The sequence below is a fragment of the Arsenicitalea aurantiaca genome (genome assembly GCF_003994485.1).
GTDB lineage: Bacteria > Pseudomonadota > Alphaproteobacteria > Rhizobiales > Devosiaceae > Arsenicitalea > Arsenicitalea aurantiaca.
Genome location: NZ_RZNJ01000001.1, coordinates 485,676 through 498,277, shown reverse-complemented (window position 1 = coordinate 498,277; position 12,602 = coordinate 485,676). Strand labels below are relative to the sequence as shown.

The 12,602-nt window shown below is 68.0% G+C and carries 12 protein-coding genes; 8 read left to right on the top strand and 4 right to left on the bottom strand.

The features are described 5' to 3' along the window. Nucleotides 1-16: 16 nt before the first annotated feature. From EMQ25_RS02450 to EMQ25_RS02440, 3 genes are all read left to right on the top strand, one after another. Nucleotides 17-1,489, top strand: a complete 1,473-nt coding sequence (locus EMQ25_RS02450) for a phospholipase D-like domain-containing protein (protein ID WP_244606437.1) — start codon at nucleotides 17-19, stop codon at nucleotides 1,487-1,489. A gap of 77 nt (nucleotides 1,490-1,566) precedes the next feature. Continuing rightward, the gene (locus EMQ25_RS02445) at nucleotides 1,567-2,319 is read left to right on the top strand and encodes an ABC transporter ATP-binding protein (RefSeq protein ID WP_127186958.1); all 753 of its coding nucleotides are present in this window, start codon (nucleotides 1,567-1,569) and stop codon (nucleotides 2,317-2,319) included. Continuing rightward, a complete protein-coding gene (locus tag EMQ25_RS02440) occupies nucleotides 2,319-3,863 on the top strand; it encodes a permease (protein ID WP_127186957.1) in 1,545 nt (514 codons plus the stop codon). Before EMQ25_RS02445 ends, EMQ25_RS02440 begins: the two co-directional genes overlap by 1 nt. Before the next feature lie 6 nt (nucleotides 3,864-3,869). Here EMQ25_RS02440 and EMQ25_RS02435 read toward each other — a convergent pair whose 3' ends face one another. Continuing rightward, entirely contained in the window at nucleotides 3,870-4,283 is a 414-nt protein-coding gene (locus tag EMQ25_RS02435) for a hypothetical protein (protein ID WP_127186956.1), read from the bottom strand. A 130-nt stretch (nucleotides 4,284-4,413) separates the two neighbouring features. On the opposite strand from EMQ25_RS02435, the gene EMQ25_RS02430 reads away from it, so the two are divergent. Then, the gene (locus EMQ25_RS02430; RefSeq protein WP_158625927.1) at nucleotides 4,414-6,585 is read left to right on the top strand and encodes a sensor histidine kinase; all 2,172 of its coding nucleotides are present in this window, start codon (nucleotides 4,414-4,416) and stop codon (nucleotides 6,583-6,585) included. Further along, nucleotides 6,582-7,217 (top strand): response regulator, encoded by a 636-nt coding sequence (locus tag EMQ25_RS02425; RefSeq protein ID WP_244606436.1) that lies wholly within the window; start codon nucleotides 6,582-6,584, stop codon nucleotides 7,215-7,217. The genes EMQ25_RS02430 and EMQ25_RS02425 overlap by 4 nt, the downstream gene beginning before the upstream one ends. A gap of 2 nt (nucleotides 7,218-7,219) precedes the next feature. On the opposite strand, the gene EMQ25_RS02420 is transcribed toward EMQ25_RS02425, so the two are convergent. The 3 genes from EMQ25_RS02420 to EMQ25_RS02410 form a co-directional block, all read right to left on the bottom strand. After that, entirely contained in the window at nucleotides 7,220-7,819 is a 600-nt protein-coding gene (locus tag EMQ25_RS02420; RefSeq protein ID WP_127186954.1) for a hypothetical protein, read from the bottom strand. Between the two features lie 12 nt (nucleotides 7,820-7,831). Continuing rightward, entirely contained in the window at nucleotides 7,832-8,092 is a 261-nt protein-coding gene (locus EMQ25_RS02415; RefSeq protein WP_127186953.1) for a hypothetical protein, read from the bottom strand. 244 nt (nucleotides 8,093-8,336) lie between these two features. Continuing rightward, on the bottom strand, nucleotides 8,337-8,756 hold the full coding sequence (locus EMQ25_RS02410; RefSeq protein ID WP_127186952.1) for an acyl-CoA thioesterase: 420 nt from the start codon (nucleotides 8,754-8,756) through the stop codon (nucleotides 8,337-8,339). 208 nt (nucleotides 8,757-8,964) lie between these two features. Here EMQ25_RS02410 and EMQ25_RS02405 point away from each other — a divergent pair, with 208 nt between their 5' ends. The 3 genes from EMQ25_RS02405 to EMQ25_RS02395 all read left to right on the top strand — a co-directional run bounded on the left by EMQ25_RS02405 (nucleotide 8,965) and on the right by EMQ25_RS02395 (nucleotide 12,594). Continuing rightward, a complete protein-coding gene (locus EMQ25_RS02405) occupies nucleotides 8,965-9,978 on the top strand; it encodes a substrate-binding domain-containing protein (protein WP_127186951.1) in 1,014 nt (337 codons plus the stop codon). A gap of 139 nt (nucleotides 9,979-10,117) precedes the next feature. Further along, nucleotides 10,118-11,650: a sugar ABC transporter ATP-binding protein gene (locus tag EMQ25_RS02400; RefSeq protein WP_127186950.1), complete on the top strand. Its 1,533-nt coding sequence runs from the start codon at nucleotides 10,118-10,120 to the stop codon at nucleotides 11,648-11,650. Continuing rightward, the gene (locus EMQ25_RS02395) at nucleotides 11,647-12,594 is read left to right on the top strand and encodes an ABC transporter permease (protein ID WP_127186949.1); all 948 of its coding nucleotides are present in this window, start codon (nucleotides 11,647-11,649) and stop codon (nucleotides 12,592-12,594) included. The genes EMQ25_RS02400 and EMQ25_RS02395 overlap by 4 nt, the downstream gene beginning before the upstream one ends. The last annotated feature ends 8 nt before the right edge of the window (nucleotides 12,595-12,602 follow it).

Sequence of the window (12,602 nt, the reverse complement as noted above, 5' to 3'; positions counted from 1 at the left end):
ATTGGAGGAGCAGGCCTTGGCCGGAAACGACGACGAGCGGAAAGCCGGCTTGCTGCGTGAGGGAGAAACCTGCTGGCGCGTGGCCGAGGCCGAGCAGTTTGCCGTCATCGTCGACGCTGCCGCCTATTTCCGGGCCGCCAAGCGCGCCATCCTCGCGGCCCGGCACTCGGTCCTCCTGATCGGCTGGGATTTTGACGCACGGAACAGCTTCGAGCCCGATGGCAAGACCCTGGAGGGGCCGAACAAGATCGGGCGCTTCCTCACCTGGATCGCGAAGCGCCGCCCCGAGCTCAACATCTACCTCCTCAAATGGGATCTGGGCATGCTGCGCTCGCTGGGGCGCGGGGAAACCCCGCTCTACATGCTCCGTTGGATGGCCCATGGCAACATCACCATGAAGCTCGACGGCGCCCATCCCAAGACCGCCGCCCATCACATGAAGATCCTCGTCGTCGACGATGCGATCGCCTTTTGCGGGGGCATCGACATGACCACCGGCCGCTGGGACACCCGTGACCACCTCGAGAACAACCCGGCCCGCCGTTCGCCCTTCGGCCGCGCGCTCGACCCCTGGCACGACGCCACCACCTGCGTGACCGGGCCAGCCGCCCGCGCGCTCGGCGAACTTGCGCGCGACCGCTGGCGCCGCGCCACGAGCGAAACGCTCCCCGCGCCGCCGCCCATCACGGCCCAATGGCCCGAAGACATCGCGCAGGATTTCGCCTCGGTCCCCCTCGGCATCGCCCGCACCTTTGCCGAGCATAACGGCAACCCGCAGGTCTCCGAGATCGAGAAGGCCAGTTTCGCGATCATCGCTGCGGCCGAACGAACGCTCTACATCGAAAGCCAGTACCTCGCCTCAAGGCCGATCGCCAGGGCGCTCGCGGCGCGCCTCGCCGAACCGGATGGGCCCGAAATCTTCGTGCTCAACCCGCTTTCGGCCGATGGCTGGCTCGAAGCAGAGGCGATGGATTCTGCCCGCATCCGGCTCCTCCACCTCATCGCCGCCGCCGACCGGCACAAGCGCTTCTCCATCTGGCACCCGCTCAATGCCGCCGGCACGCCGATCTACGTCCATGCCAAGATCATGATCGCGGATGACCGGATCCTGCGGATCGGATCGGCCAATCTCAACAATCGCTCGATGGGCTATGACAGCGAGTGCGACCTCGTGCTCGACGCGCGTCTTGCCCCCGATCCCGACGACACGCGCGCCCGCATCCTCGCTGTGCGCAACGATCTGCTCGCCGAGCATCTGGGCACCGATACCGGAACCATAGCCGATACCCTAGCCCGCACCGGCTCGATCCGGGCAACCATCGCGGCGCTCGACCGCCCCGGAAGCCGCCGCCTCGTTCCGCTCGAGACCCGCCCCCTCACCGCGCTCGAAAAGACCCTCGCCGAGACCGATCTCGTCGATCCCGAACGCCCGGTGAGCCTCAGGCACCAGATCGGGCAGATCGCCCGCCGCATCACGGGGCGCCGCTAGACCGAGGGGCTTTGATCCCCTCCGTTCACCCCCCTTCAACGGGTATCGGCTAGATTTCCTCATCCAAGGACGTGCCCATGCCCCAGCCCAGCCTCGAGATCACCGGCCTTGCCAAGGCCTATGGCCGCCCGGTGGTCAAAGACGTCTCGATCTGCCTCATGCCTGGCGAATTCTACGCGCTCCTCGGCCCCAATGGCGCAGGAAAGACGACGATCCTCCGGATGGTCGCCGGCCTCGTTGCCCCCGATGCCGGTCGTATCGCGATCTGCGGACATGACACGGCGACAGACCCGATGGGCGCCAAGGCCGTGACCGCCTGGGTTTCGGACGAGCCCATGGTCTATGACCGGCTGACGCCACGCGAATATCTCCATTTCGTCGCCGGGCTCTGGCGCGTGCCGACCGAACTCGCCGCCCGGCGCGCCACAGAACTCCTCGACTGGCTCGCCCTCGCCCCCTTCGCCGACGAACGCTGCGGCGGCTTCTCCAAGGGCATGCTGCAGAAGGTCGCGCTGGCGGGCGCGCTCGTTCACGATCCGCGCCTCATCATCCTCGACGAACCCTTGACCGGGCTCGACGCGGGATCGGCCCGCCAGGTCAAGGACGTGCTGGCCGAAAAGACCCGGTCGGGCGTCACCATCATCATGACGACCCATATCCTCGAGGTCGCCGAGCGCATGGCCGGCCGCATTGGCGTCCTGTCGGGAGGCAGGCTCGTCGCCGAGGGCACGCTCGCCGAACTGCGCGCCCGCGCCGGGCGGACGGAGCAGACGCTCGAGGACATCTTCCTCGAACTCGTCGCGCCTCAGGCCGACGGCCCGAGCCTCTGATGCCGGGCTCCGCCTTCGCGCTGATGGCACGGCACGAGGCTCGCCTCGCCCTCCGGGATTTCGCCGCTATGGCCACCGCCGGCAAGCCGCAACGGCTCTGGTTTGCCATCCTCGCCTTTATCGGCGTCGCTGCACTGCTGCATGTGGCCGCCGACATCATCCTCGCCCCCTGGATCAGGACAGGTGTCGCGCCCGACCGCGAGACGCTGACGCTGATGAGCTTTGGCGGGCTGCTTTTTTTCACCGTCACCCTCGCCCAGTCGCTCGAGGCGGTGACACGGGTCTATTACGGCCGGGCCGATCTCGACCTCTATCTCTCCTCGCCGGCCTCGCCCGCCACGCTCTTCATCGTGCGCACCGGCGCGGTGGCGCTCCAGAGCGCGGCGCTCTCGTGTCTCCTCGCGAGCCCGGTCGTCAACGTCCTCGTGCTCCGCGACGGTCTCCACTGGCTCGCAGCCTATCCGGTGCTGGTCGGGCTCGCCATGGTCTCGGTCGCCATTTCGATCCTCGTCACCCTCGTGCTCTTTGCCACGGTCGGCGCCCGGCGCACCCGGCTCGTCGCGCAGATCGTCGCCGCCATCGTCGGGGCGGGCTTTGCCATCGGCGTCCAGGCTGCGGCGATCGCGGGGAGCGGCACGTTCTCCCGCCTCGCCCTCCTGACCGATCCGGCCTTCGCCGCCGGCGCGCCCGGCGCCGAGAGCCTGCTCTTTTTCCCCGCTCGCGCCGCGATGGGCGATCCGGTCGCGCTGCTGGCCGTCCTTCTGGCCGCGAGCCTCGTGCTCGGGGCGGTGTTCGTTCTGGGCGCGCCCCGTTTTGCGCGACAGGCAGTAGCCGCCATCGGCGTCGGCGAGCGGCCCCGCACCGGCCGCCCCGCCCGGCCCTTCGTGGCGAAATCCCCGGCCGATGCGATGCGGCGTAAGGAATGGCGCCTCCTCGCGCGCGATCCATGGCTTGTCTCGCAAAGCCTGATGCAGGTGCTCTACCTCTTGCCGCCGGCGCTGCTGCTCTGGCTCAATTATGGCGACGCTGCGGGCATCTGGATCGTGGTCGTGCCCGTGCTCGTCATGGCCTCGGGCCAGCTCGCGGGCGGGCTCGCCTGGCTTGCCGTCTCCGGCGAGGACGCGCATGACCTCGTGCGCACAGCGCCCCTGCCCCCCGGCGCGATCCTGCGCGCAAAGGTCGAGGCGGTCCTTGCGGTCGTCGGGATGCTGTTGGCGCCCTTCCTTCTGGCCATCCTTATCGCCGAGCCTCGGGCCGCGCTCATCACCGCCATCGGCGCGGCGTTTGCGGCCGGATCAGCGACCGCGATCCAGCTCTGGTTCCGCATGCCCATGCGCCGCGCCATGTTCCGCCGCCGGCAGGTCGCCTCGCGCATCGCGACGCTGACCGAAGCCCTCGCATCCATACTCTGGGCCGGCATGGCGGCGCTGTTGCTGGTCCGATCGCCGCTCATGGTGACCGCCGCCCTGCCCGCACTGCTGGCGCTCGGCACCGTCGCGCTCGCCTGGGGCTTCAGCCCGGCCCGCGCCCAGCGCCGCGGCTGATGGCGTCTAGCCGGGGCAGCGGGTAAAGACGCGCGGATCGTCCCAGCGGGCGCGGCCGGTCATGAGGTCGACGGTGTAAGTGAAAAAGCTGTCGGGGCCGGTAAAGACCGCGAGCGTGCTTTCACCGCCCTCCGGCAACCAGCTCGTTCGCCCCGAAAAGGCCATCAGTTCGAAGCGCGTCTCCTGCCCGGTGGGCGAGGCGTAGATAATGTGTGTGTCCCCGTCTGCGCGCAGCCGCACCGGATCACCGCACACGACGATCGGCTCCCCATTGATCATGCCCTCGCCTTCCGGAAAGCCGATCTGCCAGGCCCCGACGAATGGCGCGGGCACGCCATTGGGCACCTCGGGCACGCCCTCGCGCGGGAACTCGGCCAGCGCCCCGCCCGCGCCAAGCAACCCCCAGACGAGGACTGCCAAGGGACCGCACCTGGCCACGCACGCACCTGATTTCATCAATTGATCCACCCACATCGTCAAAATTCGAACCAAAAACTAGGCAGACCCCGAAAGATGTGGCATCCCCCGTTCTGAGGATCGGGGGATGCGCATGGAAGGCAGCTCAGGGGCAGCGCAACGGGATCGGCTGGGGCTTGCGCCGTCGCCCGGCGCCATCCTTGCGGCGACGCTCGGCCTCGCGGTGCTCTTTGCCGTCCTTTCGCTCTATCTCGTGACGCGGGAGCCTCATCTCGGCCTCACTCTCGGCCCGACCGATGACGGGCGGGTGCAGATCGTCGCGAGCACGCAGGAATCAGTGCCCGCCGGGACGCGGCTCGAAACCCTGGCGGCATCAGGCCGGGACCCGGTCGCCCTGCGGGCAGACGACATCCTCGAGGAACCCGACACCCTCGCGTCCTACGACGAGGTCAACGTCTTCCGCGCCCGCCAGTCGGCCCTCGCAGCGATCACGGCAATGGCTTCGGTCACGCTGACCGGCACCACCGCCACCGGCGAAGCGCTGGTTGCCGACATCGTGCCAGCGCCCGGCCGCCCCCTTGCGACCCTGCCGGTCGAATACTGGCTTCAGCTCTTCGTCGGCATTGGCGGCCTGCTGATCGGCGCTTGGGTCTGGGCGCTCCGCCGCAGCGATCCGAGCGCGGCCTTCCTCTTCCTCACCGGCCTCGGCCTCATGATTTCGGCGCTTTCGGCGTCCGTCTACAGCGTGCGCGAGCTCGCCATTCCCGCCGAGCTCTTCCGCCTGCTCTCGGCCGGCAACTATATCGGCACCAACGCCTTCGGCGTCGCACTCATCTGCCTCTTCCTCGTCTATCCTAGGCGCCTCGTGCCGCACGGGGCGCTATGGGGCCTCTGGGCGCTGCTCGTCGCCCTCTGCATCGGCCATATCGGCCAGTTCTTCCCCAGCCAGAGCCTCGGCGCCTATGGGCCGATGCTCGTCATGTTCTTCCTGATCGCCGGCCTCGTCGGGCTACAGACCTTCCTTGCCCGCGCCGATCCGCTGGCCCGCGCGGCGCTCGGCTGGTTCGGGCTCTCGATCCTCTGCGGCACCGGCGTCTTCGTCTTTGCGATTGCAGCGCCGGTCCTGCTTGGGCTCGAGCCGCAGCTCTCCCAGGCGCAGGGTTTCGGCATCCTGCTGCTCATCTATGCCGGGCTCGCCCTCGGCATCGCCCGCTACCGGCTCTTCGATCTGGGCACCTGGGCCTTCCGGCTCGGCTCTTACCTGCTCGGTGCGTTGATCCTTATCGGGCTCGACGCCATCCTCGTCTATGGTGTCGCCATCGAGCGCGTCCCCGCCTTCGGCATTGCGCTCCTCCTCGTCGCGATCATCTACCTGCCGCTGCGCAACATGCTGGGGCACCGGCTCTGGCCGGCCGAGACAGTCACCCACGGGCGCTTTCGGGAAATCGTCGACATCGCGCTCGCGCGCAGCCGGGCAGAACAGTCCCGCCGCTGGCGCGCGCTGATCGAGGCCGCGTTCCGACCGCTGGCCATCGAGACTGCGACGGGCGAAGGGCCGGCCAGCCTCGTCGAGGAAGGGCTCGGGCTTTTCGTGCCGGGGCATGGACCGGTGCCCGCCCTCCTCCTGCGCCACGCCGCGGCGGGCCGCCGGCTCTTTTCGATGCGCGACGTCGAACGCGCGAGGGACCTCCATGAATTGCTCGTCCATGCGCTCGAAAGCCGCGATGCGCACGAGCAGGGCGTCCGCCAGGAACGCCGCCGCATCGCGCGCGACCTGCACGACAATATCGGCGCCCAGCTGATGCGCAGCATCCAGACCGCCGACCCCGCCCGCAAGGACGCGTTGCTTGGCGAAACGCTGACCGACCTGCGCGACATCATCAGCAATGCCAGGGGCCTCGGCATGGCGCTCGAGGAGGTGCTTGCCGAACTGCGCTACGAAACCGACGAGCGGCTCGTGGCCGCCGGGCTGACCCTCGACTGGCACGCCACCTGCGATAGCACCGCGACGATCAGCGCGCGTTTCGCGCACACCCTGCGCTCGCTCGTGCGCGAAGCAGCGAGCAATGCCATTCGCCATTCGGAAGGCTCGCGCCTCAGCGTGCTGGTCGACCAGGACGAAAATGGCCTCTCCCTCACCATCGCCGATGACGGACGCGGCTTCGATAGCGCGGCCACCGCACCCGGCAGCGGGCTCGGCAACATGCGGGCCCGCGTCAATGACCATGCCGGAACCCTCCTTCTGGCGTCTAATGCGGGTACGCGGATCGAAATCCGCTTTCCGAACGCGGAGACCGCCTCGTGATTTCAAGACTTCTGATCGTCGAAGACCTGCCTGAGGCGCGCGCCTGGCTCGCCGAGATCGCCGGCTGTGCCTTTCCCGAGGCCGTCATCGCCACCGCGCCGACGCTCGCCGAAGCGCTCGCAGCCGCCGATGAGGGCAATTGGGACATGGCGCTCGTCGATCTCGGCCTGCCCGACGGCTCCGGGCTCGACGTCATCCGGCGCCTCGCCCGCACCGCCCCGCAGGCGCTCTGCGTCATCACCACCGTTCTGGGCGACGATGCGCATATCGTGGCGGCGCTCTCGGCGGGGGCGCAGGGCTATCTGCTGAAGGGGCAGCCCCGCGAGCAGATCCATCGCCAGCTCGTCCAGCTCCGGCATGGCATTCCCGCGCTCTCCCCCACCATTGCGCGCCGCATCATGGAGCATTTCCAGCGCACCGGTCCCGTCGCCGAGCCGTCGGGCGAGCTGACGCCGCGCGAGACCGAAGTGCTCGCTCTCATCGCCCGCGGGCTGCGCAATGCCGATGTCGCGATTGCGCTCGGGCTCGCCGAAACCACGATCGCGACCCACATCAAGGCGATCTATCGCAAGCTCGGCATATCATCGCGCGCAGAGGCCAGCCGGCATGCGAGCCGGCTCGGGCTCAGCTGAGCTCAGGGATAGGCGGGAGCCCGATCCTCGGGGAGGCAATCGGTGAGTTGCAGGAGCGCGCGGGGGATCGAGTCGCGCTCGGCGCCCTCCTCCTCGGTCAGCGCCCCGGGCGAATACCAGAGCGTCAGGCCGATTTCGGGCGCCATGATGTAGGGAGGGGCCAGCTCGCCAATTACCGGCGGCTCGAAGAGGAAGGTAAAATCCTCATCGAGCGCATAAAAGCGCAGCGAGACCAGAACATCCTGCAGCTCGGGATCCTCGTCGGCATAGCGGGCAAGGAGATCCCGCGGTCCGCTCTCACGAGCCTCCTCGGCGCGCGGATCGCTGACCGGTAACAGCGTCATGCCGCTATAGCCCTGCGAGACCGAAAAGGTGAACCAGTAGGTGCGCGCCGGGGTCGTGAGGTAGAGATAGAGATCGGACGCCATGGACGCGAAATTGCGGGCCGGCCAGAACCCCATTTCGAGCGTCCCGTCCTCGAACTCATGAGTGTAGACCGCCCGCTCCGAGGGGCATGCGCTGGCCGCGCTAAGCTCGGCAATCGCACTGCCCGAGGCAAAGACCCATAACCCGATCAGGGCCGCCAGAAATCGCGCCGCCATCGTCACGCCTCCTCATCCGTTTGATATCGCCACCGGCGCCAGCACGGCCAGCACCAGCAGCACGACCGTCACGATCCCGATCCGCCTGCGGTCCCGCCCATAGCGCGGCGAAACCAGCCCCAGCCGGAAGGCATCGACGCTCGCGCGGAGCCCCGGCATGGTGCTGCCGCTTGCCGACACCGCCTCGGCGCGCAGGGCGAGCAGGAGCTGCGCCATCAACACGATCCAGACGAGGAACACCGCGCCCTGAACGACAAGATAGAGGACGCTCATGCCCCTGCCCCCGGGTGCGCCCATGAACCGCTTTGGACGGATCGATGCGAGGGAGCCGGAACCGCCCCCCGGCCCGGCCCCCTCGCAAGAGCGGGCATGACGAAAGATCCGCCCGGGCGGCCCCCCGACCGCCGAACATGGCCATGCCCGCTATCTGCCATGAGCAACCCCATCGCTCGATCACGAGCGAAGGCTAGAACAGCCAGCGCAGATGCCCATACCCCATTTGGGGTAGCAGGGCCGCTCAGCCGATGACGAGCGCCTCAGCGCGCCGTCGCAAGTCCTCGGGCATCGGGATTGCCTGGCGCGCGACGAGATCGAAATGCACCGTGACGACCAGCGCCTGAGCGCGCGCCAGCCGGTCGATCGAGCCGATCATCTCGTGCCCGAGTGTTACCGAGGAGCGCCCGAGCCGGACCACGCGCGACTGGATGGTGATGAGGCTGCCCGGCTCCACCTCCTGGCGATAATCGATCTCGCAGCGCACGTCAGCCCACCCCGTCCGGGCCGCGAGCGCGCTCTCGCGATCGCCGATCATGCCGAGGATGGCGAGGGTCGCATCGTCGAACATCGCCATGTAATGCCGGGCGCTCATGTGCCCGGTGACGTCGCACATGAAGGGGTGCGCGACCCCCGCGAACGTCGTCACGCCATGCTGGTTCATCCGCTTCTCCCCGCCTCTTTCTGCTCGATGCTCGCCCAATTCGCGCATGCCGACAACCCCTTCCCGACCGGTGCGACAAAGCGGAACTGGTCCACTTGACAGGCTATGTAACCGGTTACATGATCGCCTCAGCCACCCAAGAGAGAGTGGGTTCGGTGACAGGGGCGCGGAGGATCGTCCTGCCGTCGTCCAGTGAGGAGGATCGACAATGAAACTTGCAGTTCTTGCAGCGAGCTTTGCCGTGCTCATGAGCGGTACCGCCATGGCCCAGAGCTACACCATCGGCCTGTCCAACGGCTTCGTTGGCAGCGAATGGCGCACCCAGATGATCGACGAGGCCCAGGCCGCCGCCGACGCGTGGGCCGAGCGCGGCATTGAGGTCGAACTGGTCATTCAGAGCGCCGATACCGACGTGCAGGGCCAGATCGGCCACATCCGCAACTTCATCAACCAGGGGGTCGATGCCATCATCATCAACCCCAACAGCCCCACCGCCTTCGATCCGGTCTTCGCCCAGGCGGCCGAAGCGGGCATCCTCGTCATCGCCACCGATGCCGAAGTCTCCTCGCCCGACGCCATCTATGTCGGCATCGACCAGACCGACTGGGCCCGCAAATCCGCCCAGTGGCTCGTCGACGAGATGGGCGGTGAAGGCAATGTCGTCGCCATCAACGGCGTCGCCGGCAACCCCGCCAACGAAATGCGCGTCGCCGGCTACCGCGAGGTCTTCGAGGCCAATCCGGGCATCACGCTCCTGACCGAAACCAACGCCAACTGGGATCAGGCGCAGGGCCAGCAGGCCATGCAGAACCTGCTCGCCACCTATCCCGACATCGACGGCGTCTGGGTGCAGGACGGCATGGCCGCCGGTGCATTCCGGGCCATCGAGGCGGCCGGCAAGACCGCCGACATCGCCGCGACCGGTGAAATCCGCAAGGACTTCCTCGATGTCTGGGCCTCCGATGGGCTGACCTCGGGCGCATCGGTCAATCCTCCGGGCGTGATGGCGAGCGCCCTCAACGTCGCCGTACTCCGTCTCGAGGGCCGCGAGTTCAAGGACGACGTCTTCGGCGGCGTCTATGGCAATGCCATCTACCTGCCCATTCCGCTGGTGACCGCCGACAACCTCGAGGAAACCCGCGCCGGAGCCGAAGGCCAGCCGGGCTATTACTCGGTCAGCACCTCGCTCACTGTCGAGGAAGCCGAAGAGTTCTTCCAGTAATCGACGCCTTCGCGCGGTCCGCTCCGGCGGGCCGCGCATCCCGGCCAGGGGCGCGCCCGATCAAACGCGCGCCCGACGCTTTGAGACATGCATTCGCGCGGGCATTTCAGGGCCCGGCGCGTGGCCCCGCGAGGCTGTCATGACGCAGACCCCATCCGCCGAACCGAGCCCCGCTCGCGCGCTGCACGCCCAGGGCGTGACCAAGCGCTTCGGCGCCATCACCGCGCTTTCATCCGGCCGCATCAGCGTCGGCAAGGGCGAGATCCATGCGCTCCTCGGCGCCAATGGCTGCGGCAAGAGCACGCTCTGCAAGATCATCGCCGGCACCGTTTCGCGCGATGGCGGCACGCTCGAGATCGACGGTCGCCCCGCCGACCTCAAGAGCCCGCGCGAGGCCGAGGCGCTGGGCGTCGCGCTCTTTTACCAGGAACTTTCCCTCGTCCCCCAGCTCAGCGTCGCCGACAACATCTTCCTGGGGCACGAGCCGCGCAATGCTGCCGGGTTCGTTGACCGGCGGCGCCTCATCGCCGATACCGAGGTGCTGATCGCCCGCTTCTCCGCTGTCGCGGGCTCGGGGTTTGCCGCCGGCACCAATGTCTCGCGCCTCAGCCCCGACCAGCGCCAGATCGTCGAAATCCTAAAGGTCCTCGCGCGGAACCCCTCCATCATCATCTTCGATGAAGCGACCGCCGCGCTCGACAAGCGCCAGGTCGACCTTTTCTTCTCCATTCTCCGTACGCTGAAGGCCGAAGGCGTCGCCATCATCTTCATTTCCCACCGCATGGACGAGGTCTTCGAGATCGCCGACCGCATCACCGTCATGCGCAATGGCGAGACCGTCGCCGAGTATGGCGCCGGCGAGGTCGATCGCGACACGGTCGTTCACGACATGGTCGGCAAGCTGGCCGACCACCAGCGGGAGGCGCGTCCGCCACGGCCTGCGGGTGAAACGCCCCGCCTCGTCGTCTCGTCGGTCTCTGGCGGGCGGCTCAGAGATGTCTCCTTCTCGGTCGCGCCGGGCGAAATCCTCGGGCTCGGCGGCCTCCAGGGCCAGGGCCAGTCCGCCATTCTCCAGGGCCTCTTCGGCGCCGAACCTTTCGCCCGGGGCGAGGTCAGCGTCGATGGCCGCCCCGTCCGCCTCCGCCGCCCCGCCGATGCCATCCGGGCCGGGCTCGCCTATGTGTCGGGCGACCGGGGACGCGATGCAGCGCTCCATGGCCGCTCGATCTTCGAGAACATTGCGGCCGCCACCCTCGTCTCGGAGCGGCGCCGCTTCGTCTGGCCCTCGGCGCTGAAGCCGCGCTTTGAAAAGGCCGCGGCCGGCCTCAACACCAAATATGCCGGCATGGAGGCGCCGATCGGCTCGCTTTCGGGCGGCAACCAGCAGAAAATCTTCATCGCGCGCTGGCTTGCGACCGACGCCTCGATCCTCCTGCTCGACGATCCCACCAAGGGGATCGACCTCGGCGCCAAGGGCGATTTCTTCGAGCTCGCGCGCGACCTTGCCGCCAAGGGCACCTCGATCGTCTTCTATGCCTCCGAGGATGCCGAGCTCCTCGGGCTTTGCGACCGCATTCTCGTCTTCAATTCGGGCGCCGTCACCGCCGAGCTTTCGGGCGATACGCGCGACGCCTTCCACCTCACCCGCGCAGCCTATGGGGAAACCGCATGAGTGCGCTCAGGGACAGTCTGCGCGGCCGGGTCTGGCTCGTCACCCTCGCCGCCCTCGTCACGCTCTTTCTCGTCAATCTGGCGCTGCAGCCCAATCTGCTGACGCCCAACGTGCTGAAGTCAAACCTCACGGTCTTCCTGCCGCTGGTGCTCGTCGCCATCGGGCAGACCTATGTGATCCTCGGGGGCGATATCGACCTGTCGGTCGGCTCGATCGTGGCGCTCGTCAACGTCGTCACCGTCTCGGTCATCGCCATGACGGGCGGGGAGACCGGGGGCATCCTGCTCGGCATTGCCGCGGGCATCCTGACCGGGCTCGCCTGCGGGCTCTTCAATGGCGTTCTCATCGCCATCCTGCGCTTCCAGCCCATCGTCACCACCTTCGCCACCGGCATCATCTTCGGCGGGCTCGCGCTCCGCGTCCTGCCGACGGCGGGCCTGCCGGTCCCGGCGGGCTATTGGCGTACCTATGCGGGCAATGTGCTCGGCATTCCGACGGTCCTCTGGATTTTCGTCTTCGCGCTTCTCGCCATCGCCTTCATCGCGCGACGTCCCTTCCTCACCCATCTGATGGCAACGGGTGGCCTGCGCACCGCCGCCTTCCAGACGGGGCTGCGCGTAGGGCCGATCCGGATCGGCGCCTACATGCTCTCGGGGCTCTTTTCGGCCTTCGCCGCGCTCTGTCTCACCGGCGAGACGGCGAGCGGGGATCCGCTGATGGGGCGGCTCCTCGCCCTTTCCTCGATCTCGGCGGTCGTCCTCGGGGGCACGGCGCTCGCCGGCGGGCGGGGCAGCGCCTTCGGCTCGCTTCTCGGGGCGCTCGTCATCGGCATGATCTCGAACGTCATCTTCTTTGCCGCCATCCCGTTCGAATACCAGACCCTGACGACCGGGCTGATCACGCTCCTGGCCCTTGCCGGCGGCGTGCTCGTCTCCCGGCGCTGAGGAGGACC